The organism is Billgrantia desiderata (genome assembly GCF_900108215.1).
In the GTDB taxonomy this organism is placed as follows: domain Bacteria; phylum Pseudomonadota; class Gammaproteobacteria; order Pseudomonadales; family Halomonadaceae; genus Halomonas; species Halomonas desiderata.
In genome coordinates, this window is the sequence record NZ_FNVC01000001.1 from 102,241 (window position 1) to 127,752 (window position 25,512).

The window sequence follows — 25,512 nt, forward strand, 5'->3', positions numbered from 1 at the left end:
CGCCGCCACTTTGCCATGCAGGGTTCCGTCATGCAGGACGCTTCAGATATCGTGCAGAACAGTGAGTGTGATCACCTGGCGTTGTTCGGCCAGTTCTCGCTGGCACTGGGTGATGACGTACTGACCCAGTTCAGCTACGACAAGGTCAAGGCGCTGCTGGTCTATCTTCTGCTCCATCATCAGCCGGTCAACCGGGCCAGTCTGGCCGAACTGCTGTGGCCCGACCAGGGGCTCTCATCCGGTCGTACCAACCTGCGTCACGCACTCCACTGCCTGCGGCAATCCCTGGGCGAGGAAGCGGAGCGCGTGCTGGTCGTGTCGCGCCAGACCATCGCCTTCCGGCGGCCGGACAGCTGGCGCTTCGATCTGCACGAGCTACAGCAACTGCTGGAGGGCGAGCAGGACGTGGATACGCTCCAATGCTTGCTGCGCCGCTACCGCGGCGATCTGGTGGAGGAGCTGCAGCTGCCGGCCTGCACCGAGTTCCAACGCTGGTTGGTGCAGTTGCGCAACGAGTGGCGCCAGCGCGTGATTCGCTTCGCCGAAGGCGTGCTCGAGCGCCACGACGAAGTGCCCGACACCCTGCTGCAGACCCTCGTCAGCCGCTTCTCCGGCTACGGCCCCTTCCATGAGCGGCTGGTACGCCAGCTTGCTGAGCAGGGCCAACTGGCCGCCGCCCATGAGCAGTACAACGCCTACCTGCAACTGTTGGCGCTCTCCGGTCAGCAGCCCGAACCCAATTTTCTGCAGCTGGCGCGTTACTGGTCGGACGGCACGCCCGACCTGAAGAGCCTCTCACCCCAGGGGGCCTTCTCGCGCACCCTGGCCCACGGCAGTTCTCCGCTGCGGGAAGACGAGATCGAACAGCGCCAGCTGTCGGTGATGGCCATCCGGCTGCGGGTGAAGGGCGAGTTCTCCGCCCGTGACGAGACGCGCGCCTGCCTGGCGCTGCAGATCGAGCTCATGCGCTGGCTGGAGCAACAGTGCCACCATCTGGGCGGTTTCTGGCTGCCCGGGGCTACCGGCGGGCTGGGGCTGGCCTGTTTCGGCACCCATGGCCCGGCCCATCAGCTTGCCGAGCTGGTGGCGCTCTACGAACACTGCCGTCGTGTGCTGCCCGACGAGGTGAGCCGGCACTGGAGCGGCGAGGACGAGCCGCCGCGCATCGAGCTTGCCGCCGGCCTCAATAGCGGGCGCGTGGTCTACCTGCCCGAGCGCCAGCTGGTCGATCCGCTGGGGCAGGTGACTCAGGGCTCGCTGGAGCTGATGAGCGCCGCCGAGGGCAGCGAACTGGTGATCTCCCAGGAGGCCAGTCAGCACATGCCGCCTGCGCTGGACCTGCAGCCGCGTCTCTCTTCGCGGCTGGTGGCGAGCGACGGCCGCGTGCGCCTGCGGGCGCTGGTGCTGGGTCATAACGAGGGCGGCCGTGATGCCATGCCGCCCAGCCTGGTGGGGCGCGAGTCGTCGCTGCGCGTACTGCGCGACGCCCTGGCCCGGGCCGGCATCGGTCTGCGCCAGAGCGTGCTGGTACGCGGCGCCTCCGGCATGGGCAAGTCGGCCCTGATGGTCGGCTTCCGCCAGCTCGAGCTGAGCCGCGATGCCGCCATCTGCTGGCAGCCCACCACGCGGCTTTCCGTGCTGGAGCCCTACGGCGTGGCACGCACGCTGCTGCGCTGGCACCTCGACGGCAAGCTCGACGAGCCGTCACTCGAAGCCCTGGTCGCTAAGGTCGACTTGTCGTTGAGCGCCGAGCAGTTGGGTCTGCTCGAGGAAGCGCTGGGCGTACGCGAATCGCCCGAGGTGGCGCAGCTGGCCAAGAGCGGCGAGGCAGCGGACCTGGTGGTGGCCCTGCTGTGCCGGGTCATCGAGCGGCAGGCCATCGAGCGTACCCAGGTGTTGATGGTCGACGACCTGCAGTGGCTCGACGAGCCCTCCTTCCGTGTCCTGGCAGGGTTGCAGGCACGTCTGCCGATCAACTGCGCTTTCCTGCTGGTGGCCAGCCATCATGGCCGCGAGGCGCTGCCGACCCGGCTGCACTGGGACCAGCAGATCACCCTGGGACATCTCGACGCCATGCAGTCGTCGCGGCTGCTGTCGCAGCTGGCCCGGCGCTACCGGCTGCACCTCAGCCCGCGCCTGCGCGGACAGATCATCGAGCGCTGCGACGGCGTGCCGCTCTACATGCAGGAGATCTGCCGGCGCCTGGAGATGGATCGCCGCGAGGGGCGCATGGTGCATCTCGACGAGCTGCCGCGCGGCCTGCTTGGGCTGCTCGCCGGGCGTATCGACCAGCTCGACGGCGACCGCGAGGTGGCGCACGTCGCCGCGGTACTGGGGCGTCGTTTCCGGCTCGATTTCCTCGCTGAATGCAGCGGCTGGGACATGACCCAGCTCAACCGTGCCCTGGAGCAGATGCGTCGGCTGGAGATCATCGAGCCGGCGGGCGGCGAGGGCGGCGGTCGCGAATACCAGTTCAGCCACCAGCTGCTGCAGGAAGCCGCCTACCTCTCCTGTCCGCGTGACGTGCGGGTGCGTATCCATCGTCAGGTGGTCAGCCTCATCGAGGAACGCTTCCCGATGTGGATCGGTCGCCACCCGGGCGATTTCGCCACCCACCTGCGCCGCAGCGGCCACTACGCCCGCGGTGCGCGCTACTTTGAACTGGCGGCGCGCGAAGCGCTCAAGGTCAGCGCCAACCGCACCGCGCTGAAGATGGCCGATTTCGGCCTGGCCAGCCTGCGTCACGTGGAGAACCAGGCCGAGCGCGAGATCAGCCTGTTGACCGTGCGCGGGCAGGCCGCCTTTGCCCTGGAGGGCCACGGCTCGCCGACCGCCCATGAAAGTTTCGTGCGTGCCCGTGAGCTACTGGTGCAGCATGAGGGCTGCCACGCCGAGGACGCCGAGGATCTGGAGCAGGCCTTCCTGGTCAAGTGGGGGCTGTGGGTGGGCTGCAGTCAGCGCCACGCCCATGCCGACGCCTTCTCCCTGGCGGCCAGCCTGGCGACCATTGCCGGACGCCTGGAGGACCCGCGCTACCGGCGCCTGGCCGATTATGCCCGGGCCAACTGCGAGTATTGGGCAGGGCGCGTGCGTCAGGCCTTCGAGCATCTCGACGAGATCGCCCCGCTCGAGCAGCCGATGATGATCGAGTGGCTGCCGTTCTCCGAACACCCCCAGGTGGCCGCTGCCTGTTTCCAGGGCTGGGCCATCTGTCTGCGCGGCGACTACCGCCGGGCCGAGCAGCAGGTCGAAGCGGCGATCCGCCTGGCCGAGCGCATCGGGCATCCCGGCTCGCTGGCTATGGCGCTGCTGTTCGCTGCGGCGCTCTACCGCCAGCTCGGTCACGTGCATCTGGCGGCTCGCCGCGCCGAGCAGGCCGTAGCCCTGACCGAGACGCCCGATCTGCACCTGTGGCAGGTGTCGGCCCAGGGCATCCTCGGCTGGCGCCGGGCGCTGTCGGGCGATCGCGACGGCTTGACCATGATGGAACTGGCGCAGGAGGAGCTGGGCGAGATCACCGGTCGCGACCGTTATCACCGCCCCAATCTGTGGTACAGCGATGCCTGCCTGGCGCTCGATGAGCTCAGCCGCGCCGAAGATTATCTCGATCAGTGCCTGATGATCGCCCGCGAGCGCAGCACGCTGTTCGTTTCCGAGCTGGCGGTCCAGCTCGCCCATGTGCGCGACCGGTTGGGTCGACCCAAGGAAGAGGTGAAGCTGCTGGTCGAGCAGGCGCTCGAGTACGCCCGCCAGCATGAAAATCGCCACCAGGAGCTGTGTGCGCTGGAAGCGTGGCTGTCGTTCATCGACTGCCGTGACGAGGCAATGCGCGAGCAGTTCCGCTCGCTGCTGGACAGCGTGAGTCACAGCGATGCGCCGGTACTGATTCGCTGGCGTACCTTGCTCGACCGCCCACTGCCCCAAGTGAGTGGCGTCAAGGACCGGGTGGTCGCGGGTAACGGTTAGGCGGTGGTGCCGCACTCCAGCAGGGCGATGCGCTGCAACGCTTGAGTGCGGTTCTCGCCACACAGCTCGCGGTCGAAGGCGAAGCTCTCGCATACCCGGGGGCGGCGCGGGTCGCCGAACAGGCGGCACAGGTTGTCGTCGTCGAGCTGAATGCAGCGTACCTGGGCCGGTTTGCCGTGGGGCATGCCGGGTATCGGCGAGCTGATCGAAGGCGCGATGCAGCAGGCGCCACAGCCGGGGCGGCACCCCGACTCCCGGCTTGCCGCCGGGGCTTCGCTGCTTTGGCTCACGGCTTGGCCTCGGGCTTGGCCTCGGCTATCGCACCCTTGTCGATCCCCTCGAAGGCCTGTACCCGGGTGGTGATTCCCGTTTCCGCGGCGATCTGTCGTGCCAGCCAGACGGCGATGTGTTCGATGGTGGTGGGCACGTCTAGCACGAAGCAGCGCTCCAGCGGCAGGCGCAGCTGGAAACGGCCCTGTTCGGCACGGTAGCGGCTGGTCAGGCTGCGGCGGAGCTCCGGTTCGGGGTGAGCGACGATATCGGCCTTGTCCACCAGGTAGCAGTCGTTCAGACGCTCTGCCCAGTGTGCCTCCAGCGCCGGGCAGCGCTGGCCGCGTTGCCAGATGTGCAGGCGTGAACGATGGCCGTGGGCGATACGCTGACAGTTGCCGCTGTGGTGCCTGAGGCCGTGGCTGTACGTATAGGCGGCGCCTTCGATCGCCTCCGGACGCAGCCGCAGGCGGATGGCGCTGACCCGCGGCGGCGGACGCTTCATCAGCTCACGGGCAAGGTGATCGGCAAGCCGCTCGGGGTCGACCTGCTGCCAGGGCAGCAGGGTGAAAGCCTGGCGCGGCGCGCGAACCTCCATGGCGTAGGGTAGCGAGGCGCGTACGCAGATGCCTTCGCTGCACTCGCTGACCTCGACGCCGGGGGCGCGGGTCGGCACCAGCAGCGTATGGTCGGCGCTGGCATCCAGACGCGACTTGATCCACGGCTTGACGTGACCGAAGTCGAACAGCATGCCGTCTTCGCCGAGTTCGCCGTCGAGCTCCGCATCGACGAACCAGCTGACGCCGATCAGGCCCCGCTGCGGGCACCACAGCGAAGAGTCGAGTTGAGTCAGGCGGTTGACGAACAGCGTCATCAGTCGATCCCCGTGATCTTGTGTGTCTGCAGCGACAGTCGCCACAGCGGGTGGGCCAGGCAGTAGGCCACGGTGGCGCTCACATGCTCTTCGTTGGCAGACAGCGCCGTAGTGTCCATGGGCTGCAGGAAGTGGTACCGGAATGCGAGCTCGGCAAAACGTTCGGGCGGTGCCTCCGGTTGGGGGTAGACCAGCTTGAGCTCGTCGCCTGCCGTGAGCGCCAGGGGCGTGGTGCCCTTGGGACTCACGCACAGCCAGTCGATGCCTGCCGGGGCGGGCAGGGTGCCGTTGGTCTCGACCGCGACCTCGAAGCCGTGGGCATGCATGGCGGCGATCAAGGCGGCATCGAGCTGCAGCAGCGGCTCGCCGCCGGTGAAGACCACATAGGGGGTCGCCACGCCGGCCGTGTCGGGCCAGAGCGCCGCCAAATGGTCGGCCAGGGCCTCGGCGCTGGCGAAGCGTCCGCCGTTCTGGCCGTCGGTGCCGACGAAGTCGGTATCGCAGAAACTGCACGCCGCGCTCGACCGGTCCTGCTCGCGTCCCGACCACAGGTTGCAGCCGCTGAAGCGGCAGAACACGCTGGCACGTCCGGCCCGCGCGCCTTCCCCCTGCAGCGAATAGAACGCCTCCTTGACGTGATACATCAGACGCCTCCCCTGGCAAGGTCGGGTCGTGGCGCATCGACAGCATACTCGAGCGGGTCCGTCTGGCCATTGGCGGCAAAGGCCGCCAGACGTTCTCGGCAGCTGCCGCAGCGCCCGCAGGCCAGGGCTTCGCCGCGGTAGCAGGTCCAGGTCTTGGCGTAGTCGAGGCCCATGGCCAGGCCGTCGGCCAGGATCTCCGCCTTGCTGGCGCGCAGGTAGGGCGCATGGATCTCGACCGGCGAGAAATTGGCGATAGCGGCCACCGCGTTCATGGCTTCGACGAACGCGGGCCGACAGTCGGGATAGAGCACGTGATCGCCACCGTGGGCGCCATAGTCGACACGCTCGGCGCCAACGTTGACCGCCTTGGCGATGGCCAGCGAGAGCAGGATCATGTTGCGGTTGGGCACCACCGTGGCGGCGAGATTCTCCTCGCCGTAGTCGCCCTCGGGCATGTCGCGGCTGGCATCGGTCAACGCCGAGTTGTCGATCAGGCCGTGAATGGCGCGAATGTCGACCACCTGATGCGGTACGCCAAGCTCGGCACAGACGCGTGCCGCCACCTCCAGCTCACGGCCGTGGCGCTGGCCATAGTCGAAGGAGAGGGCCGTGACGTTCAGGCCTTCGCGCAGGGCACGGTGGAGTACGGTATAGGAGTCCATGCCGCCGGAGTAGATCACGACGGTGGCGCGTGGGGTCGCTTGGGTCATGGTAAGGCTCTGTATCGGAGAATTTGTCGCTCCCCGCCTGCGGCAGGGCACCGGGATCCGGTCCGGCGCGGGTCAGTCTACCGGTTGGAGCGAACGCTGGCCAGAGCCCCACCCACTTGCTAGACTTCCTGCCCCTCTGTCTCAGCCCTGTGTTTCGCCGACAGCGAAAATCGTACGGGGCTGCATCGTCCTGAAAACGGTGACTCCAATGAAAGCTCCCGAACTGCTCTCCCCGGCGGGGACGTTCAAGAACATGCGCTATGCCTTTGCCTATGGCGCCGATGCCGTCTATGCCGGCCAGCCGCGCTACTCGCTGCGCGTGCGCAACAACGATTTCAAGCTCGAGAACCTGCATCGCGGGATCGCCTACGCCCACGAGCGGGGCAAGCAGTTCTACGTGGCCTCCAACATCGCGCCGCACAACAGCAAGCTGAAGACCTACCTGCGTGACATGGAGCCGGTGATCGAAGCCGGCCCCGATGCGCTGATCATGTCCGACCCGGGGCTGATCATGATGATCCGCGAGCGCTGGCCGGAGCAGGTGATCCACCTTTCGGTGCAGTCCAACGTGGTCAACTGGGCGGCAGCCAAGTTCTGGTACAAGCAGGGTATCAGCCGCATCATCCTGTCGCGCGAACTCTCGCTGGAGGAGATCGCCGAGATCCGTGCCGAGTGCCCGGAGCTGGAGATCGAGACCTTCGTCCACGGTGCGCTGTGCATCGCCTATTCGGGGCGCTGCCTGCTTTCCGGTTACTTCAATCATCGCGATCCCAACCAGGGCACCTGCACCAATGCCTGCCGCTGGAAGTACAACACCGTGGCCGCGGCCCAGGACGAGACCGGCGATCTGGTACCGGCCAACTCCGCGGCGGCCCATGCGGCAAGCGGCGTGTGGACCCCCGGCCAGGGCGGGTTGATCGCTTCGGGCAGCGGCAGCGCCAACTACAGCACGGCCACGGCCGGCGGTGTGGAAGGCCAGGACGAGCTTTCGGCCCTGATCGAGGACGCCACTCGCCCCGGCGAGCTGATGCCGATCTTCGAGGACGAGCACGGCACCTACATCATGAACTCGAAGGACCTGCGCGCGGTGCAGCACGTGCCCAGGCTCACCGAGATGGGCGTCACCTCGCTGAAGATCGAGGGCCGCACCAAGTCGCACTACTACGTGGCGCGCACCGCTCAGGTCTACCGCCGTGCCATCGACGACGCCGTGGCCGGCCGGCCCTTCGACATGCGCCTGATGGACGAGCTCGACAATCTGGCCAACCGCGGTTACACCGAAGGGTTCTATCGCCGCCATGTCCACGACGAGTACCAGAACTACGAGCGTGGCAACTCGGTCGGGGTGCACCAGCAGTTCGTCGGCGAGGTGACCGGCTACGATCCGGATCGTGGCCTGCTGGAGGTCGAGGTAAAGAACCGCTTCGAGGTGGGCGACGGCATGGAGCTGATGCTGCCTGGTGGCAACCGTCGCTTCGTTCTCGAGCACATCGAGAACAAGCATGGCGAATCGGTCCAGGCTGCCCCCGGTTCGGGCCATGTGGTGCGCATTCCCGTTCCGGGCGAGGCCATCGCGCCGGAGCGCATCGAGTTCGCGCTGCTGATGCGTGACCTGAAAGGGTAGCTGCGGATCTCCCCGTAGACGGAAGAGGGCGGCCCGATGGCCGCCCTCTTCGTATCGCATGTCGCAAGCATCGAGCCTGCCAGGCGAGTGTCGGTCACTCAGGTGTCGGGCTCCGGCTCCTCGTAGTGACCCACACCGTCACGGCCGTCATGCTTGACCCCGTACATGGCCTGATCGGCGGCATCGACGAGAGCGGCGGCACTTTCGAACTCGCCGTCTTCCAGGTCGACGATGCCGATCGAGGCGGTGACGTGCAGCGGCTCGCCCTCGGCCTGGGTCAACGGCTGACTGGCCAGGTATTCGCGAATGCGCTCGGCCAGTATCCCGGCCTGCTGCCGGCGCGTATTGGGCATGATCACCAGGAACTCCTCGCCGCCGTAACGCCCGGCGACATCGCTCTCGCGCACCATGTTGCTCAACGCCGCGGCGAAGTGGATCAGCACTTCGTCGCCGAAGCGATGCCCGAAGCGGTCGTTGATGCGCTTGAAGTGGTCCAGGTCGATGAACATCACCGAGAGCGGCTGATGAGCGTGCTTGGCCAGCTCGAAATGCTGCTCGAGGCGTTTCTCCAGCCACGGGCGGTTGGCCAGCTGCGTGAGATGATCGGTGCGGTGCTGCTCGTCCAGCACCACGTGGCTGGCATGCAGCGCCTCCAGCTCGCGCTGCTGCTCGGCCAGGCGAATGGTCATGCGCAGGTTCTGCTCGAACAGCAGCTCCTTGGCCTCGGCCAGCAGATGCGTGCTGTCGATGGCCGGCGGGCAGGTGATCTCGAACAACCGTGCCAGCGAAGGCAGGCGGTGCTGCAGCTCCTGCATCACCGTCATCAGCATGACGATGTCCAGCGAGGCGAGCGAGGCGAGCTGGCGCAACAGGGCGCTGAAGGCAGAGGCGGAATCGGCGGCGAGCCAGCAGTCGGCAATGCGACAGGAGAGCCGCAGGCAGAGCTTGCGCGCATCGCCATCGACCAGCGGGCCGTGGCTGTCGATGAGGCCTTTGGCGATCGTTCCCGGCACGCCCCAACTGGCGGCAAGCCAGGCGCCGACCAGAGCGTGATCGCAGCCGTAGCGCTCCAGCTCGACCTCGGCCAGACGCTGATGCTGGCGCAGATCGGGAATGTGGGCGGTGTAGGCCTCGCCATCCAGAGCGGCGAAAGCGAGGATGCCGATATCCTGCAGCAGTGCCGTGGTGAACAGTTGCGGTGCCTCGTGGGGGCACAGGTGTTCGGCCAGCTCCTGGGCGGCAGTGGCTGCAATGATGGCGCGCTGACACAGGTATTCGTGATCCAGCTCGGTGGCGCTTCTGTGCCTGGGCAGGCCGAAGCTCAGCGCGATCGACAGGGTGGCGTCCAGACCGATGCGCGAAACGGCGTCGAGACAGTTGGAGACCGGATTGCCGCCGCGCGAGTAGAAGGCGCTGTTGGCCATGGACAGCAGCCGCAGAGTCAGCGCCGGATCCTGCTCGATGACTCGGGCGTAGTCGGCGAGCCGAGGCTCCGTGGAGCGCGCGATGGCGATGACCCGGGCCGCCGCAGCCGGCAGGCTGGGCAGAGAGCGGCAGTCGGCCAGGCGCGAGCGCAGCGCTTCCGGCAACGGGGGGATGTCAAGATTGGCGGGCTCTGTAATACCAGAGAGTTCCGCAGTCGATATCCTATCGATCGGCATACTGGTCCCCGCCTGAATCATGTCTGATTGTTATCGCGCCAAGCCTAGCAGAATGCTCTTGAGACGAGCGTTTGAGTCGCTAAGTTTTCCTCAACGATGCGTCGAGGTGATCGACCACTTCGGCCCAGTCGGCATCCTCTTCCAGGGCGGCATGCAGGAAGGCGGCCTGGGCCTGATTCCAGAAGGGTGCCTCATGCAAGGCCAGCGTTGGCGGCAGCGGTGAATGTCGCTCGATGAAGGCGCGGATCGAGGCCTCGTCGGCGGGCAGGCCGAGCTGCTCGAAGAGCTCGGTGAAGGGGTGTACGGGATGCTCCATGATGTCTCCTCGGACGCTTTCGCTTGGTTACACTCAACGTAGCCCGGTGGCGGCGGAAAGCCCAGCCCGGGGCCGGGCGTGGCCGAAGTCCTGCGCGACGCTCAGCGCTCTCCCACGAGGGGAGTGAGAAACAGCCGGCGTCGTTCGGCGGCGTCCAGCGGCAGGGCCAGCAGGTGCACCAGCTTGGTGATGGCGGCCTCGGGGGTCATGTCGTCGCCCGAGAGCACGCCGGCCTCGATCAGCCCCTGGCCGGCAGCGTAACGACCTGGCGCGATACCGCCCCAGCGACACTGGCTGATCGCGGCGATCAGCTTGCCTTCGCCGCTGGCCTTGGCCAGCACGCCGATCACCTCCGGGTCCGGTGGGATGTTGCCGCCGCCCCACACTTCGAGCAGGGCGCCCTGGACCCTGTCGTCGCTCAGCCAGGCTTCGAGTTGCCATGCCTGGATGCCAGGCCACAGCGCGAGACGGACGACTCCCCCCTTGGCCAGCGGCGAATAGTCCGGCAATTCGAAGCGCGGCGCACCGCGCTGCTGGGTTTCGAGGCAGCGCGCTGGGTAAAGCACCACGTCATCGCCGACCTGCTCACCCAGCAGCGGATAGTTGGGGCTGGCAAAGGCGTCGTCGTTCTCGCTGTGGGTCTTGCTCGAACGGGCGCCGCGCAGCAGGCGTCCGGCGAAGGCCACGGCGACCTCCTGCAGTTCCGGTCGGGCGGCGAAGCGCAGCGCCAGTTCGATGTTGGCCAGGGCATCGCTGCCTTCGGCTTCGAGAGGATGCATGGCGCCGGTGACGACCACCGGCCGGTCCAGGCCCTGCAGTTGAAAGGCAAGGCTCGAAGCGCTCCAGGCGAGGGTGTCGGTGCCATGCAGTACGACGATGCCGGCATGCTGGCCTATCCGGTCGGCGATGGTCGCTGCCAGCCGCTGCCAGTCGTGGGGCGTGGCGGCGCTGGAGTCGATGGGGCTGGCAACCGTATGCACCACGAATTCGGGCAATTGGCTCTGGCGGCTGGGTGGCAGGCCGCCGAGGGCATGTCGCAGGCGGGTTTCGATGTCGCCGGCCGGTACCAGACCCTCGGCACTGGGCATCATGCCCAACGTACCACCGGTGTAGAGCACCAGTACGGGGCGGTCGGCAAAAGGGGGGGCGATCATGGCAGCTCCTGGAGATGGCGTTCGTCACGGGCATGGCAAGGCGCCCTGACGACGATGATACCCCAGTGTTGCGTTCGATCTCACTCATCCGGTGCGACGCGGATGCCTTCGCTCACCCGATCGCCCGGATGCGTGATCACGATCTCGCCCTCCTCGAGCCCGGCAACGACCTGGGAGACCAGGCCCTGACGGCGACCCGTTTCCACGCTGCGCAGCGTGGCGCGCCCCTCTTCGATGACGAACACCGCCCACTCGCCCCGGTGGCGAAACAGAGCGCTGGTGGGCACCTGCATGACGTCGTCGGCCTGCCAGATCACGAATTCGACGTCGACCCGGTAGCCGCTGCCGATGCCCAGTTCGCTGCGGTCGAGTTCGTCGGCGAAGTCGACGATCACCGGCACGCGCTGTTCGTCCACCCCCAGCGCCGAGGTGCGCGTGAACCCGGCGGGCGCGATACGTCTGACACTGCCGGCGAGCGACTCGCCGCCCCAGCCGGTGATCACGGCGTCGAGCCCCGGGCGTAGCCTCACGGCATCCATCGAGAGCAGGTCGACCTGAATCTCCAGGTCGGCGAGGCGGCCGAGCTCGAGGATCGGTTCGCCGGCGCTCACGCTACCCTCGCAGCAGCGGTAGCGGGTCAGTACCAGCCCGGAAACCGGCGCGCGCACTTGCAGCACCGGCTGGTCCGCCTCGCTGCGCTGGCCGATGGCCACGGCCAGCAGCGCCCGGGCACTCTCCACCTCGAAACGTGCTACCTCGACGCCGGAGGCCGCGGAGTTTTCCAGCGCGCGAAGCCGGTCGCGCTGATTCTGGCGCAGCTCCAATTCGGCAGTGGAAATCAGGTTGCGCTGGTGCAGCTGACGGTAGCGCTGATACTCGGCCTCGGCGAAACGGCGGTCGGCGCGAGCCGTTTCCAGGTTGGCCTGAGCGGCCTGGAGACGGGCCTGAGCGGCTTGCAGATTGTCCTCGGCCTGCTGCCGCGTGCGTACGTCCAGTGCCGGTGCTGGGCTCGGCTCGAGCCGGAACAGCGTGTCACCTTCTTCGACACGGTCGCCCACCTCCAGGTCGACGCGCTGCAGGAAACCGGCGATGGGAGCCGAAACGTTCCAGGTTTCACGCAGCTGGGTTCGTCCCTCCTCGACCACCGAGTCGACGAAGGGGCCCACTCTGACGTGAGCCGTGTTGACCGGCACGGGGGTGGGGCGCAGTGTCCAGGCCAGCATGCCGAGCAAACCGGCAGCCAGCAGGATCCACAGCAGATAGCGGATCCAGGTGCGGCGTTGAGTCATTCTGTTCCCCCTCTATGAAGATGTCCTGCGACCGCTACTCGACGGCCTTGAGCACGCGAATCTTGTCCAGGCGGCCCAGGCGACGAAAGACGAGCGCGGCGACCAGCAGCGACGCGACCAGGACGCCGGCCGCGGCGAAGCCGAAGGTGTGCGGCGTGAAAACCAGCGGTATGCGGAACAGATCGTGCGTAAAGGCCCGGTTCAGCAGGTGGCTGAAAAAGACGCCGATGGCCCAGCCCAGAGGAATCGCCGCCAGGGTGAGCAGGGCGATCTCGCCGAGCAGGATCCTGGCGACCTCCGCGCGCGTGTAGCCGAGTACCTGCAGCGTGGCGAGCTCCCTCGCGCGCTCGGCGAAGGCGATGCGGGCATTGTTGTAGATCACGCCGAAGGCGATGGAGGAGGCGATGCCGACGAAGATCACCGCCACCATCAGCAGCGTCTCGTCCATGTAGTCGCGAATGCCTTGCTCGGCCTCGGTCAGCAGACCGATGGAGGCCACGCCCGGCAGCTCCCATAGCGCGGCATGCAGCTCGGCCGTGCGCTCGCGATCCACCAGCAGCCACACGCCGCTGATGGCGGGACCCTCGTGCATCAGCGCGTTGAGCGCGCCCAGCTGCAAGTAGGCGCCGACACCCAGCGGCTCGTCCACCAGCGCCGTCAGGGGCAGTGACAAACGCTGCCGACGGCCTTCCATCACCGCCACCTCCAGGGTGTCGCCCACCTGCACGTCGAGCTGTTCCGCCAGGTGGCGCGTCAGCATGACCCCCGCTTCCGGCAAGCGCTGCGGGCGGCCCTGCCCATCGAGTACCTGACGCATCCCGGGTTCCTGCGCCATGCCCAGCAGGCTGGTGCGATAGTGACGATGGCCATGGATCAGGGTCACCGGCACCCGCCGCCAGCTCTCCACTGCCAGCACGCCGGGCAGGTGGCGCAGCTCGCCGGCGGCGCGGGCCGGTGTCGGCTCGTTGAAGGTCAGCTCCATGTCCATCTGCAGCACCTGGCGATACTGCTGATCGATCATCTTGTCGACCGCCGCCAGCTGGTAGGCGCCGATCACCAGCAGTCCCGCCGAGAGAGCGATCCCTACCACCGAGAAGGCGGCCTTGAGCGGATGGCGCGCGAGATTGCGCAGCACGATGCGCCCCTCGTTGCCCAGCAGTGCCGCGGGCACCAGGCTTTCGAGCCAGCTGCGGCGAAAGCGGTGTGGCGCCGGTGGACGCATCGCCTCGGCCGGGGGGCGGCCGACGGCGCGCCATACCGCGTGCCAGGTGCCGGCCAGGGCGGCGAGCAGGGTCACCAGCAGCGACAGCGCCAGCGCCCAAAGCGGCACGCCGAACTGCATTTCGGGAAAGCGGAAGTACTCGCGATAGACCCCCGCCAGGCCACTGGCCGCCCAGCCCCCCAGCACTACCCCGACGGCCCAGCCGAGCAGCACGATGGCCCCGGCCAGCAGGCCGTAGTGGCGGGCCAGCTCGGTGTCGCGATAGCCGAAGGCCTTGAGCACGGCAAGCTGCTCGCGCTGGGTCTGGATGATGCGCCCCATCACCACGTTGAGCAGAAAGGCCGACACCGTCAGAAAGATCGCCGGCAGCACGGTGGCGGTGATGCGCTGCTGGTTGAGCTCCTCCTCGATGAAGCGGTGGGACTGCTGGTCATGGCGGGTCTGGGCGCCGATGGCGCCATAACGGGCCAGGGCAAGATCCAGGGCATCGATCACGTCGGCCTCGCTGGCGCCGGCCTGCAGCGTGAGGGTCAGGCTGTTGAAGGCGCCCTCCATGCCGTAGGCCTGGGCCAGGGCGCGCTGGTTCATCCACAGCACGGCATAGCGGCGGTAGTCCGGCATCATGTCGGTGGGGGCCACCTGATAGAGATACTCGGGGCTCAGGCCGATGCCGGATATCGTCAGCTGGGTATGGCGGCCATTGACGATCGCTTCAAGACGGTCGCCCGGGGCCAGGCCGTGGGCCTCGGCGAAGGCATCGGAGACCACCGCCTGGTCGTCGCGACCGGGTTCCGGCAGGCTGCCGGCCTTGAGATGCAGATGGTTGAGCAGTGGCTGGCGTCCGTCGGGCAGCGACAGCAGCTGGCCGCGTACGGGATCGCCGTAGCCGGGCACCGCCAGGCGCACCGCGGCGCGTACCCGGGGTTCGATCAGATTGACTCCGTCGAGCTGCTGTAGCTGGGCCAGCAGACCCAGCGGGGCGCGCTTGAGGTCGACGAAGAGCTCGGCATAGTGGTGGCTGGTGTAGAAACGGTCGCGGGCGCCGGTAAGCGACTCCAGGGTGGTCACGGCCAGGATGAGGGTCATGACCCCGCTGGCGATGACCAGCGCGATGGCCAGCGCCTGGCCCTTGAGGCGCCACAGGTCGCGATAGAGCTTGCGGTCGAGCGTCTTCATGGCGCAGGCCGCGGCTACCAGCGCAGCTCTTGCGGCAGGCGCCGCTGCGCATTGGCCTGCCAGTGCTCGACCCTGCCGTCGCGCAGGCGAATGATGCGATCGGCCATGTCTCCGATGACCTCGTTGTGGGTGATGATTGCCACCGTGGTGCCGGTTTCCCGGTTGATGCGCTCGAGCACCTCGAGCACGCGGATGCCGGTCTGGAAATCGAGAGCCCCGGTGGGCTCGTCGCACAGCAGCACCTCGGGCTGCTTGGCCACGGCACGGGCGATGGCCACACGCTGCTGCTCGCCGCCCGAGAGCTGGGAAGGGAAGTGATCCAGCCGGTGCTCCAGGCCCACCAGCGCCAGCGCCTCTTCAGGAGGGAGGGGGTGGCGGCTGATGTCGGTGACGACGGCGACGTTCTCGCGTGCCGTAAGACTCGAAATCAGATTGTAGAACTGAAACACGAAGCCCACGTGGTGGCGGCGGAAGTTGGTCAGCTCGCGCTGGGAGGCCGTGGCCAGGTCCAGGCCCGAGCGCTCGTGTGCGCCATCGCTGCGACGGGGGAAATAGGTGAGGGTGCCCTCGCTGGGGCTGTCGAGGCCGCCGAGGATGTTGAGCAGCGTCGACTTGCCCGAGCCCGAGGCCCCCAGCATGACCACCAGCTCGCCGGCACGAAGTTCGAGGTCGATGCCGCGCAGCGCCTGGATGGTCACTTCGCCCATCTGGTAGAAGCGCTTCAAGCCCCGAGCGTGAAACACTACCTCGGCCGTATCGTCCATCGTTACCCTGCGTGAGAGAATGTCGCTGATTTTCAATGCCGTTTGGCCAAGCGCAGACGGTTTTCAGGCATAGCCTAGCACGGCGGGGCGGGAGGTCGTGCTTGACCGGGATCAACGAAACAAGGGGGAGGGGGCATGACACGGCCTGCATCGCACTGGCTGTTGCTGGTGGCGCTGGCGATCGTGTGGGGCAGCTCGTTCGCCCTGACCCGGATCGCCGTGGCAGAGATGACGCCGGCAATGCTGGTAGCCGGGCGTAACGCCATCGCCGCCGCCGGCCTGCTGCTGTTGGTGGTGTGGCTGCGTCGCGCCTGGCCGCGCGGACCGCGGGTATGGCGCTTCATGCTGGCCATTGCCGTGGTCGGCAACATGATGCCGTTCCTGCTCATCAGCTGGGGGCAGCAGCGAATCGATAGCGGGCTGGCGGGCATTCTCATGGCCGTGATGCCCTTGCTGACCCTGGTGCTGGCGCATTTCCTGGTCAGCGGCGAGCGCATGGCGCCGCGCCGTCTGGCGGGCTTTTTGATCGGTTTTGCAGGGGTGCTGGTGCTGATCGGGCCCACCGCGCTGAGGGAGCTGGGCGGTCGCGGCGAGACGCTGCTGGCCCAGTTGGCCGTGCTGGGCGGGGCGGTGTGCTATGCGGTGAATGCGATCGTTTCCCGCCACAAGCCGGCCAGCGACCCCTGGGCGACCTCGGCGCTGGTGCTGGCCATGGCCTGGCTGCTGACGCTGCCGCTGGCCGTTGCCACCTGGCCCATCGATACCCCCGCCGTGCCCGTGCTGTCTCCCGCGGCGCTGTGGGCCGTCGCCGTACTGGGGTTGATCTGCACCGCGCTGGGCAGCGTCATCTATTTCACCCTGGTGGCTGCCGCCGGACCCACCTTCCTGTCGTTGATCAACTACCTGATCCCGCTGTGGGCGGTGTTGATCGGCGCGCTGTTCCTGGGCGAGCGTCCTGAATGGAATCACCTGGTGGCGATGGGGTTGATTCTGGGGGGTGTGGCCTGGTCCCAAAGAAGGGCCTAGAGACCAAGAAAGTCAGCGGGTGATGAGGCGCCCCTCGGCATCGACGTCGAGGCGCCGGTTGCGTCCGGCCAGCAGGGCGAAGCCGGCGGCCACGGCGACGATCGACAGCAAGACGCCGGTCATGGTCGCCATGCCGACCTGGAGTTGCAGCAGCACCCCCACCGCCAGCGGCCCCAGGGCGGCCAGGGTGTAGCCGCCGCCCTGCGCCAGGCCGGAGAGCTTGCCGGCCAGGCGGGAGTTGGCCGTACGCAGCACGATCAGGCTGAGAGCCAGGCTGAAGCTGCCGCCCTGACCCAGCCCCAGCAGCACCACGCCGGGCCAGCGCCAGCTCTCGCCGGCCTGGAGCAGCAGCCACAGTCCCGCCGCGATACAGCCCAGTACCAGCATCAGCGCCGGGCGCTGGTCGCGGCTCAGACGCGCCAGCCAGGGCGCACCCAAGGCCGAAATCAGCTGCACCATCACCGAGGCGCCCATCATCCAGCCGGCTTCGGCCTCGCTGTAGCCACGCGCCTGGAGCAACGTGGGCAGCCAGCCGAAAACGATGTAGGCCAACGAGGACTGGGTTCCCATCAGGATCATCACCTGCCACGCCAACGGCTGGCCGAGCAGCTCGCGCATGCTGCCGCCGGTAGCGGTGGCAACCTGGGAGTGAGGAGCGCGTGGCATCAGCGTCTGCCAGGCGACCAGCGCCAGCAGCGCCAGCAGACCCCAGCTCATCAGGCTGAACCGCCAGCCGCCCAGCATGTCGGCGAGCGGAATGCTCAGGCCGGCGCCGAGGGCGCCGCCCAGGCACAGCGCCATGGTATAGACACCGGTCATCAGGTCCGCGCCGCCGGGAAGTTCGCGCTTGACCAGAGCCGGCAGCAGGGTGCCGGCGATGCCGATGGCAGCTCCGGCCAGCAGGGTGCCGAGAAACAGCAGCGGCAGGGCCGGCAGGCCGCGCAACAGCAGGCCGGCGATCAATACGCCGAGCGCCAGGGCCAGGGTGTTCTCGGGGCCTGCCCGCTTGGCCAGCCAGGGCGCCAGGGGCGCGAAGATACCCAGGCACAGCACCGGCAGCGTGGTCAGTGCACCAATGGCCAGCGGCGTCAGGCCGGTATCGGCCTGGACACGCACCAGCAGCGGGGCGAGCGACGACAGGGCCGGCCTCAGATTGAGACCGACCAGTACCATGAGAAACAGAAACAGGGCGATGCGTCGCGAGTCGAGTCTGGCCTCAGTCGTCATGACCTCGCCACTTGTCGGAGCGGGGGCTGGAACGGTATGGGGCAGACGACGGCTCGTCTTTGTCGCGGCGGGCGATCAGAGGGTGCTCGTTGATCCCGGTGGGGTCGAACTTGACCTGGCCGGGGTCGGTAGCGCCTTGTACCTGGCGGCGGATGTCGGAGACGTCTTCCATGCTGACCAACTGCTCCTGTTCGTTCAGTAGCTGCCGTTGGGGAATGAGCCGGCCTTCGAACGTCCAACAGCGCTGCGGTACCTGAGCCACGTACCAGCAGCGCCCATGCCAATGCGCGTGACCCTGCTCGTCGAGCTGCAGGGCTTCCAGCGGAACCAGGGCGGCAAACAGCCGGGCATTGAGTACCAGGCCGCTGCCCGCCATGTTCACTGCGCCCTGGTAACGGCCGGCATGGAGATCCTCGATGACACTGCTGCGCTTGGCTTGGGGCTCGATGCTGCCCTGGCCGCACAAATGCAGCAGGTTGTCATCGATCTGCTTGATGACCCAGACCGGAATGGGTTGCTTTCCGGTCAGCCATTTGAGCATGTGCGCGTCTCCTTGTAACGCCGGACCGTCGACTATTCAGTTGGGGCGTATACGATCCCACAATTGCCGCTTTCGACCAAGCCTGGCCGTCAGGCGCGCCGCGTGCGCTGGCCGCGGCTGCGCCGACGGCGCGGTGCCTGTGCGTCACCGTTGGCGGCGTTACCGCCGCTGCTGCGCTGGCTCGCCTGGCCACGGTCGCCGCCCTGGCGTGCCTGGCCCGAGCGGCCGTTGCGCTTGCCGCGGCCGTTCTCGATCGGCTCCGGCTTGGCATTGGGGTCGGGCTCGAAGCCGGGCTCGATGCGCTTCTCCAGATCGCGCTTGATCAGACGCTCGATGCCCTTGAGCAGACCGTGCTCGTCGACGCAGACCAGCGAGATGGCCTGGCCTTCGCTACCGGCACGGCCGGTACGGCCGATGCGGTGAACGTAATCTTCGGCCACGTTGGGCAGCTCGAAGTTGACCACGTGGGGCAGTTCGCTGATGTCCAGGCCGCGGGCGGCGATGTCGGTGGCCACCAGCACCTGCAGATCGCCGCTCTTGAACGAGGAGAGCGCCCGCGTGCGTGCCGACTGGCTCTTGTTGCCATGGATGGCCATGGCCGGGATGTCCTGCTTGGAGAGCTGCTCGGCCAGGCGGTTGGCGCCGTGCTTGGTGCGGGTGAAGACCAGTACCTGATGCCAGCCGTGCTGGCCGATCAGATGAGCCAGCAGCTCGCGCTTCTTCTCGCGATCGACGCGATAGATCGCCTGATCGACGGTCTCCGCGGTGGTGTTGCGGCGTGCCACTTCGATACGCGCGGGATTGTCCAGCAGCTTGTCGGCAAGAGCCTGGATCTCATCGGAGAAGGTCGCCGAGAACAGCAGGTTCTGGCGCTTCGCGGGCAGCATGCGCAGCACTTTCTTGATGTCATGGATGAAGCCCATGTCGAGCATGCGGTCGGCTTCGTCCAGCACCAGGATCTCGACACGGGAGAGATCCACGTGCTTCTGCTGCTGCAGGTCGAGCAGGCGGCCGGGGGTGGCCACCAGCACGTCGAGGCCGGGGCGGATGGCATCCACCTGGGGCTGCTGGCCGACACCGCCGAAGATCACGTGGCTGGTCAGGGTCAGGTGGCGGCCGTAGTCGGCCACGCTTTCGCCCACCTGAGCGGCCAGCTCGCGGGTCGGCGTCAGTACCAGCGCGCGTATCTGGCGCTTGCCGGGGCGCGGGCCGTCGGCCAGGCGCTGCAGCATCGGCAGGGTGAAGCCGGCGGTCTTGCCGGTGCCGGTCTGGGCGCTGGCGAGCAGGTCGCCGCCCTTGAGCACGGCGGGAATGGCCTGGAGCTGAATCGGGGTCGGGGTGGTATAGCCCTGGGCCTCGACGGCACGCAGCAGTTCGGCACGCAGGCCGAGTTCGGAAAAAAGGGTCATGCGGTCTCCGCAGATACGCCTGTGCCACGCCATGTGCAGCGGCACATGACCAGTCCCGGGCCAAGACGTGAGAATTCGGTTCAGGGGCGCGGCAGGAGGGACCACGAGTCGCCGCGTGCCGGCATTATGCCAGCTTATGATTTGCGCTGCAGCTTATTCCGCCCCGGATTTCCGCGAGGCCTCGAGTTCGCGCTTGAGGCGGGCGAGCACGGCAGCGTTCAGCCCTTCGATATCATCCAGGGCATCGGGTTCCCATTGGCAGAGCCGCTCGGGGTCGCTGATACCATGCAGGAAAAGGACCTGTGCACTTGCCGGGCCGATGCCGTCGACCTGAGTGAGCCCCGCGGCATGACGAGCGAGCAGCGCCTGTCGCTGCGATTCGTCCAGATGCTGCCAGCCGCCGCGCCGGTACAGGTCGCAGGCCAGCCGGTCCAGCCCCAGGCGGAGGCGCTGCACTAGCGGGCCGGTCACCTGGGGATCCAGCTCTGCCAGGGCCGTATCGAGCTCATCGAGACATTCGACGCTCGTCAGCAAGCTGTCGACGGCTTGCTGCGGCGAGTCCGCGTCGAGGGTGGTCAGCAGCTCATGCTCCAGCCGCCTGACGAGGCTTAGCAGCGTCTCGGCAGTTTCGTGCTCGATGGGGGCGTCCTTGGGTGTCGAGGTATCTGTCTTGGCCGACATGGTTCGTCCTTAACAAGCGTTTCGGTTCCAGTACCGGTCAACGGCTTTATGAGACTAGTTCATGTCGGCGTGACAGGCATGCCTCAGCGATGTTGCCTGATCCCTGTTGCGATCTCGCTGGCCACCCGGTCCCAGCTCGCGCCAAGAGCGCGCACCAGGGCTGGGTAGCCGTCGTCTTCTAGCTGCGTCTCGACATGAAAGCGCTCCATGGCCAGCAGGCGGCCGTCCGCTGCCTGCAATTGCCACTGTCCGCTGGCGATGGCCAGACCGTCATGCCGCCCCTGGAAGCGGTCCACCTCGAGGCGCAGGCGCAGCGCCTCGCTGCGCCCGAGGCTGGCCTCGTCGCGCATGATGCGGGTGTCGGGCAGATGCTCCGCCAGGCGCGCGCGCAGCCCGCGCTCCAGCTGCCGCCCCAGCGGTTCGGCCCACAGGTGCTGGCGGGCGGCGTTGAGCGTGATGTCGTCGAGCTGCAGCACGATGCCGTCGACGTCCAGGTAGTGGGCCAGGCGCGGCGGCTGCACGATCAGCAGATGGCCCGCCGCGGGGCTGCCCCCCGAGGGCGCCGTGGCGCTGTCGGGCAGCATGTAGCGGTTGGCCGGGGTGGTGGGGGTGGCGCAGCCGACGAGCACGAGCAGGCTCGTCAGCAGGGCGAACCGGGACATCCACTTCATGCAGCTCTCCGTTTCCATAGGTTGCGATCAGCATCGTTCACTGGCGTCTGCCTCACCTCAGTTGCCCCTTGGCGCTCTCGGTACCGGGTCCACGGCGTCGAGGCTGTCGAACAGCAGCGCCCGGGGGTTCTCGTTGAGCGTACGTGTCACCGGCTGCAGGTCGCGCATCAGGCGCTCCAGCCGCTCGGCGGTGGCGGTCAGCTCGCGATAGGCGCTGGAGTCGGGCGACAGTCCTTCGAGGGTTTCACGCAAAGCTTCCAGCGAGGCATTGAGGTTGCCCGGCAGGCTGCGCGTGCCCGGGTCGTCGAGCATGCCCTGCAGCGAGCTCGTCAGGCCGCGTATCTCATCCAGCATGGCCTCGGAGGCGTTCAGGTTGCGCTCGAGACCCGCCAGCAGCGGCTCGACCTCCAGGGTGTTGAGCTTGTCCAGCAGCGCGGTGACCTGCGCCTCGATCTGGGCGAAGCCGGCCGAGGTAGTGGGGAAGACGGTACGCTCGCTGAAGGTTTCCGCCACGTACTGCTCCGCCTCGTCGCGGTAGAAGTTGATGTCGACGAACATGGCGCCGGTGAGCAGGTTGCCCGACTTGAGCGAGGCGCGCAGGCCAGTACCGAACAGGCGCTTGAAGCGTTCGTCCCACTCCTCAAGATCGAGCTGCTGATTCTCGATGCCGAGCCGCTGCGGCTCGATGCGAATCAGCACCGGAATGGCGAAGCCGTTGCGCGTGCCCGGCTGCTCGGCGGTGAACTGCCAGGGCACGGCGGCCACGGTGCCGATGCGCACGCCGCGGAACTCCACCGGCGCGCCCCGGGAGAGCCCGCGCACGCTGTCTTCCACCAGCAGCACGTACTCCAGGTAGCGGTTGAAGGTGCCTTGGCGGGCGCTCTCCTCGTCGGCGTAGAGGTTGAAGGTGGCATCGTTCTCCACCGGCCTGCCGCGCGGCAGGTCTTCGGGCACGCCGAAGGTGACGCCGCCGCCCAGCAGGGCCTCGAGGGACTCCACGTTGATGCGGATGCCGTCGGCATCGAGGCGCAGGTCGATGCCGCTGGCCGACCAGAAGCGGGTGCTGTCGGTCACCAGACGGTCGTAGGGGCTCTCGATGAAGATGCGCTGATGCATGCGCCGCATATCGGCATCGAAATCGACCTCTTCAACGCGGCCCACGGTGTAACCCTGGTAGGTCACCGGATCCCCCGGGCGCAGCGAGTTGCCGAGCTGGCTGACCAGATTGATGCGCAGTCCCGGCGCATCGGCCGAGGCCACGGGCGGCTGGTCGCTGACCTGGAACTCGCGCTGGCCGGGCTCGCCGCTGCCGGGCTGGAGCTGAATGAAGGCGCCGGAGAGTACCGTACCCAAGCCGCTGATGCCCTCGCGGCCGATGCGCGGCTTGACCACCCAGAAGCGACTGCCTTCGGTGAGCATGGCGTCGCTGTTGGGCGCCATGCGTGCCGTGATCACGGTATGCGAGAGGTCCTCGGAGAGCTGCACGCGCTCGACCCGGCCCACCTCGACGTTGCGGGTCTTGATCAGCGTGCTGCCGGCCTCGATGCCCTCGGCATTGCTCATGGTGAGGGTGATCAGGGGGCCGCGGCTGCGGTAGTTGTCGTACACCAGCCACAGCCCGATCAGAATCGCCACGATGGGCACGATCCAGATCGGCGACAGGCGTCGCTGCGGGGTGGCTCTGGCCCGGTGCATGTCGCGGGTGGCCCCGTCGTCACGAGGGGTATCGCTCATCCAGAGGTTCCTTGCGTAGTGTCCGGGTCATGCGCCGGGGGCGTGTCCCAGATCAGTCTTGGGTCGAAGGTCATGGCGGCCAGCATGGTCAGCACCACCACTGCACCGAAGGCCAGCGCCGCAGGGCCGGGGGTGACCGACATCAGCGAACCGGCACGAATCAGGGCCACCAGGATGGCGACCACGAAGACGTCGATCATCGACCAGCGGCCGATGAACTCGGTAATGCGATAGAGCCAGGTGCGGCTTGCGGCATTGAGCTCGCCGCTGCGCTTGACCACCAGACACAGCCAGGAGAGTGCTACCAGCTTGCCCACGGGGACGATCACACTGGCCACGAAGATCACCGCGGCGACCGGCCAGGAGCCCATCTGGATCAGCTCCACCACGCCGCCGATGATGGTCGAAGGGCTGCTGTGGCCCAGGCTGGTGGTGGTCATGATGGGATAGACGTTGGCCGGTATGTACATCAGAGCGGCGGTGGCCAGCAGGGCCCAGGTACGCTGCAGGCTGTGCGGCAGGCGGGCGCGCAAGCCTTCGCCGCAGCGACGGCAGTGGCCGCGCCCGTTGGCATCCAGCCGATTGACCAGGCCGCAGGTGGGGCAGCCAGTCAGACCCTGCACCGCGGCGGTGGTTCCCGTGCGGGCGCCCTCCGGCGCCTGGGGCTCGCCGGCCAGCGAGAACCACATCCAGTCCGAGTCGATGGACTGCATGGTGAACAGCAGCAGCAGGGCAAACACGCAGAAGGCCCAGAACGAGAGGCCGAGTTCGATCTGGGCCAGGCCTGCCACCTTGATCAGGCTGACCAGCGCCCCGATGATGAAGACGTCGGCCATCATCCAGGGGTTGAGGTGGGCCAGAGAGCGGGCAATGGCACGGCTGGCCGGCAGCGGCTGGCCCTGCAGCAAGCCCAGCTGCAGCCAGATCACGCCGAGCAGATAGAGCCCCGGCAGCACGGCGATGGTGAGGATCACCGCAATGGCGACCAGCGGCTGATGAAAGCCGATCAGGGTGGTGGCCGTCTGCGTCAGTTCGATGCGGTTGCCGATGCCGCCCACGCTGAAGCTGACGAAGGGGAAGGAGATCGCCAGCAGCAGGGCGACCATGGCCGCCAGGGCCAGCGCCATGCTGCGTTGAGCTGGACGATGGTGACGGGTGACCAGCGTGTGACCACAGCGTGGACAGTCCGCCCGCTGCCCCGGCCGCAATGGCGGCAGGGCCACCAGCCAGTCGCACTCGTGACAGGCGCGCAGACGCCGGCGCGAGGTACGCACCTCGGGCGGTGCCTGGTCGACCTGAGGCTCACCGGGAACGGGCAGAAAGCGGAGGGGCTGATTGAGCACTTGAGCGACGACTCGATGACTGAGAGAAGCGAGGGGCACGCTGTCATTCAAATGATGCAGGTCATACGGAAGTGTGACACGTTGACGTCGTGCCTACCATATACAAACATTCGACCCTGAATGTTCCCCGAGGAGACGAAATTGTTGCTTCCCCTGGTTGCCGTGGCGGCAGGCTTGGTGCTGTTGGTGTGGAGCGCGGAGCGCTTCGTGGATGGGGCGGCGGCGACATCGCGACGGTTGGGGGTGTCGCCGCTGCTGGTGGGTATGCTGGTGATCGGTTTCGGCACCTCGGCGCCGGAGCTGATGGTGTCGGCGCTGGCCGCGGGGCAGGGCAACCCTGGGCTGGCGCTGGGTAACGGCTACGGCTCCAACATTGCCAATATCGGTATGATTCTGGGGCTCATGGCAGTCATCACGCCGCTGGCGGTGCACTCCAGCGTGATTCGCCGCGAGCTGCCGCTGCTGGTCGGCGTCACGCTGCTCTCGGCGCTGCTGATGTGGGGCGGCATGATCGGGCGGTTCGAAGGCAGCCTGCTGCTGGCGCTGCTGGCTGGCATGATCGGCTTCAGCATCTGGCAGGCCCGGCGTGACGGCAGCGATCCCCTGGCAACCGAAACCGAGGAGAGCCTGGCGGCGCATCCCATGTCGTTGCGTGCCGGACTGATCTGGACCTTCGTCGGCCTGGCGCTGCTGGTGCTGAGCTCGCGTGTGCTGGTGTGGGGGGCGGTGGAGATCGCCCTGGGCTTCGGCGTCAGCGACCTGATCATCGGCTTGACCATCGTGGCGGTGGGTACCTCGCTGCCGGAGCTGGCTTCCTCCATCAGTGCGCTGCGCCGCGGCGAGCACGATCTGGTGGTGGGCAACGTGGTGGGCTCCAACCTGTTCAACACCCTGGGCGTGGTGGGCCTTGCCGCGGTGATACGGCCCATCGAGGTGGGCGGGGAAGTGCTGCTGCGCGACTGGAGCCTGATGACGGTGATGACGGTGCTGATGACGGTGTTCGCCATCGGCTGGAAGGGCCGTCCCGGGCGCATCAACCGGCTCGAGGGCGCCATGCTGCTGGCGATGTTCGTCGGCTATACCGCGTTCATGGTACGGCTGGTCGTGCAGGGCGGCGGCTAGCCCCACGGCGGGATGCGACAACCCGACACAGATGAAGGTGCATCTGCATCTAGTAATCTTTGCGACACAAGCACAAGACGTAGCGGAA

21 protein-coding genes are annotated in these 25,512 nt (G+C 67.4%); 4 read left to right on the forward strand and 17 right to left on the reverse strand.

Annotated features, from left to right (window positions below; genetic code table 11):
* Window positions 1-30: 30 nt before the first annotated feature.
* Complete coding sequence (locus tag C4S71_RS00510) at window positions 31-3,966, forward strand: ATP-binding protein (RefSeq protein ID WP_103967834.1); 3,936 nt, start codon at window positions 31-33, stop codon at window positions 3,964-3,966.
* Here the strand turns inward: C4S71_RS00510 and C4S71_RS00515 are convergent.
* The 4 genes from C4S71_RS00515 to queC are packed head-to-tail and all read right to left on the reverse strand — an operon-like array spanning window position 3,963 to window position 6,464.
* The gene (locus tag C4S71_RS00515) at window positions 3,963-4,256 is read right to left on the reverse strand and encodes a YkgJ family cysteine cluster protein (protein ID WP_103967835.1); all 294 of its coding nucleotides are present in this window, start codon (window positions 4,254-4,256) and stop codon (window positions 3,963-3,965) included. The two genes, C4S71_RS00510 and C4S71_RS00515, sit on opposite strands and share 4 nt — an antisense overlap.
* Complete coding sequence (locus C4S71_RS00520; protein WP_103967836.1) at window positions 4,253-5,110, reverse strand: 6-carboxytetrahydropterin synthase; 858 nt, start codon at window positions 5,108-5,110, stop codon at window positions 4,253-4,255. The genes C4S71_RS00515 and C4S71_RS00520 overlap by 4 nt, the downstream gene beginning before the upstream one ends.
* Entirely contained in the window at window positions 5,110-5,754 is a 645-nt protein-coding gene (gene queE, locus C4S71_RS00525; RefSeq protein WP_103967837.1) for a 7-carboxy-7-deazaguanine synthase, read from the reverse strand. The genes C4S71_RS00520 and queE overlap by 1 nt, the downstream gene beginning before the upstream one ends.
* Window positions 5,754-6,464 carry a 7-cyano-7-deazaguanine synthase QueC gene (gene queC / locus C4S71_RS00530; protein ID WP_103967838.1) on the reverse strand — a complete coding sequence of 237 codons (711 nt, stop codon included), beginning with the start codon at window positions 6,462-6,464 and terminating at the stop codon, window positions 5,754-5,756. Before queC ends, queE begins: the two co-directional genes overlap by 1 nt.
* 208 nt (window positions 6,465-6,672) lie before the next feature.
* Between queC and trhP the strand changes: the two genes are divergently transcribed.
* On the forward strand, window positions 6,673-8,088 hold the full coding sequence (trhP, locus tag C4S71_RS00535; protein WP_103967839.1) for a prephenate-dependent tRNA uridine(34) hydroxylase TrhP: 1,416 nt from the start codon (window positions 6,673-6,675) through the stop codon (window positions 8,086-8,088).
* Between the two features lie 98 nt (window positions 8,089-8,186).
* On the opposite strand, the gene C4S71_RS00540 is transcribed toward trhP, so the two are convergent.
* The 6 genes from C4S71_RS00540 to C4S71_RS00565 all read right to left on the reverse strand — a co-directional run bounded on the left by C4S71_RS00540 (window position 8,187) and on the right by C4S71_RS00565 (window position 15,670).
* On the reverse strand, window positions 8,187-9,677 hold the full coding sequence (locus C4S71_RS00540) for a sensor domain-containing diguanylate cyclase (RefSeq protein ID WP_160113337.1): 1,491 nt from the start codon (window positions 9,675-9,677) through the stop codon (window positions 8,187-8,189).
* A gap of 151 nt (window positions 9,678-9,828) precedes the next feature.
* Window positions 9,829-10,065 carry a DUF2789 domain-containing protein gene (locus C4S71_RS00545; RefSeq protein ID WP_103967841.1) on the reverse strand — a complete coding sequence of 79 codons (237 nt, stop codon included), beginning with the start codon at window positions 10,063-10,065 and terminating at the stop codon, window positions 9,829-9,831.
* 101 nt (window positions 10,066-10,166) lie between these two features.
* Entirely contained in the window at window positions 10,167-11,219 is a 1,053-nt protein-coding gene (locus tag C4S71_RS00550; protein WP_103967842.1) for an asparaginase, read from the reverse strand.
* A gap of 80 nt (window positions 11,220-11,299) precedes the next feature.
* Window positions 11,300-12,508, reverse strand: a complete 1,209-nt coding sequence (locus C4S71_RS00555; RefSeq protein WP_103967843.1) for an efflux RND transporter periplasmic adaptor subunit — start codon at window positions 12,506-12,508, stop codon at window positions 11,300-11,302.
* A gap of 34 nt (window positions 12,509-12,542) precedes the next feature.
* Window positions 12,543-14,906 (reverse strand): ABC transporter permease, encoded by a 2,364-nt coding sequence (locus C4S71_RS00560; protein ID WP_103967844.1) that lies wholly within the window; start codon window positions 14,904-14,906, stop codon window positions 12,543-12,545.
* Between the two features lie 14 nt (window positions 14,907-14,920).
* Window positions 14,921-15,670 (reverse strand): ABC transporter ATP-binding protein, encoded by a 750-nt coding sequence (locus tag C4S71_RS00565; RefSeq protein WP_103967845.1) that lies wholly within the window; start codon window positions 15,668-15,670, stop codon window positions 14,921-14,923.
* A gap of 135 nt (window positions 15,671-15,805) precedes the next feature.
* Between C4S71_RS00565 and C4S71_RS00570 the strand changes: the two genes are divergently transcribed.
* Window positions 15,806-16,696 carry a DMT family transporter gene (locus C4S71_RS00570; protein ID WP_103967846.1) on the forward strand — a complete coding sequence of 297 codons (891 nt, stop codon included), beginning with the start codon at window positions 15,806-15,808 and terminating at the stop codon, window positions 16,694-16,696.
* A 12-nt stretch (window positions 16,697-16,708) separates the two neighbouring features.
* On the opposite strand, the gene C4S71_RS00575 is transcribed toward C4S71_RS00570, so the two are convergent.
* The 7 genes from C4S71_RS00575 to C4S71_RS00605 all read right to left on the reverse strand — a co-directional run bounded on the left by C4S71_RS00575 (window position 16,709) and on the right by C4S71_RS00605 (window position 24,302).
* Entirely contained in the window at window positions 16,709-17,923 is a 1,215-nt protein-coding gene (locus C4S71_RS00575; protein ID WP_086509662.1) for an MFS transporter, read from the reverse strand.
* Window positions 17,913-18,464, reverse strand: coding sequence for a hypothetical protein (locus C4S71_RS00580; protein WP_103967847.1), 552 nt, complete (start codon window positions 18,462-18,464; stop codon window positions 17,913-17,915). Before C4S71_RS00580 ends, C4S71_RS00575 begins: the two co-directional genes overlap by 11 nt.
* Before the next feature lie 89 nt (window positions 18,465-18,553).
* On the reverse strand, window positions 18,554-19,873 hold the full coding sequence (locus C4S71_RS00585) for a DEAD/DEAH box helicase (RefSeq protein WP_103967848.1): 1,320 nt from the start codon (window positions 19,871-19,873) through the stop codon (window positions 18,554-18,556).
* A gap of 153 nt (window positions 19,874-20,026) precedes the next feature.
* Complete coding sequence (locus tag C4S71_RS00590) at window positions 20,027-20,554, reverse strand: helix-hairpin-helix domain-containing protein (protein WP_103967849.1); 528 nt, start codon at window positions 20,552-20,554, stop codon at window positions 20,027-20,029.
* Between the two features lie 83 nt (window positions 20,555-20,637).
* Window positions 20,638-21,225, reverse strand: a complete 588-nt coding sequence (locus C4S71_RS00595) for a PqiC family protein (RefSeq protein WP_103967850.1) — start codon at window positions 21,223-21,225, stop codon at window positions 20,638-20,640.
* A gap of 57 nt (window positions 21,226-21,282) precedes the next feature.
* Entirely contained in the window at window positions 21,283-22,959 is a 1,677-nt protein-coding gene (gene pqiB, locus C4S71_RS00600; protein WP_103967851.1) for an intermembrane transport protein PqiB, read from the reverse strand.
* Window positions 22,956-24,302, reverse strand: a complete 1,347-nt coding sequence (locus C4S71_RS00605) for a paraquat-inducible protein A (RefSeq protein ID WP_103967852.1) — start codon at window positions 24,300-24,302, stop codon at window positions 22,956-22,958. Before C4S71_RS00605 ends, pqiB begins: the two co-directional genes overlap by 4 nt.
* A 141-nt stretch (window positions 24,303-24,443) precedes the next feature.
* Between C4S71_RS00605 and C4S71_RS00610 the strand changes: the two genes are divergently transcribed.
* Window positions 24,444-25,424 carry a calcium/sodium antiporter gene (locus tag C4S71_RS00610; protein WP_103967853.1) on the forward strand — a complete coding sequence of 327 codons (981 nt, stop codon included), beginning with the start codon at window positions 24,444-24,446 and terminating at the stop codon, window positions 25,422-25,424.
* The last annotated feature ends 88 nt before the right edge of the window (window positions 25,425-25,512 follow it).